Genomic DNA, 653 nt, shown 5'->3' on the forward strand with positions numbered 1-653 from the left:
GCTTTATTGATATCCTTAGCAGCTTCATCAATATCCTTCTGACTTGCATGCGGATCATTAACTACATCTTGACCATGTTTGATAGCTTTATCAAGATCAGCACGGTTTTGATCTGAAGTATTGGTGTAGTTACCGCTAGTCTTAGCAGAATTACCATTATTGATAGCCTTATTTAGATCATCTTTTGAAGTTCCTGTAGTGGTATTTTTACCAGATATTACATTCTTTGAACCATCCGGATAAGTAATTGTGGTATTACCTTGATCGTCAACGTTAGTAACTTTGCCATTCGAATTACTCTTTTGGACATTGTCTTTAACCTGACTCTTTTCATCATCGGTTAAGTGACTATGATCACCAACAGGAATCTTTGAAGCAGGAATTGCAGGTTTGTTATTAGCTGCATCAGTCCCTTGGTTCAAATTATTGATATCATCACTGATCTTCTTAGCAGCGGCATCAACATTACTTTGACTAGCCTTAGGATCTTGGTTAAGCGTTTCAGCATCAGTAATATCTTTGTCTAACTGTCTACGTTTAGCATCAGAAGTATCTTGGTAATCTGAACTATCAGTTTGAGTCTTATGCCCTTTATTAATGGCGTCAGTTAATGCTGTCTTATCAGTTTCTTTTCCGCTTAAACCTTTGATGGC

The 653-nt window shown here is 37.1% G+C and carries 1 protein-coding gene; it reads right to left on the reverse strand.

Annotated features, from left to right (window positions below; all coding sequences use genetic code 11):
• The coding region (locus FC36_RS07110) for a MiiA motif-containing surface protein (protein ID WP_191978607.1) at positions 1–653 on the reverse strand (653 nt) is incomplete at both ends.

The organism is Ligilactobacillus equi DSM 15833 = JCM 10991 (assembly GCF_001435735.1).
GTDB lineage: Bacteria > Bacillota > Bacilli > Lactobacillales > Lactobacillaceae > Ligilactobacillus > Ligilactobacillus equi.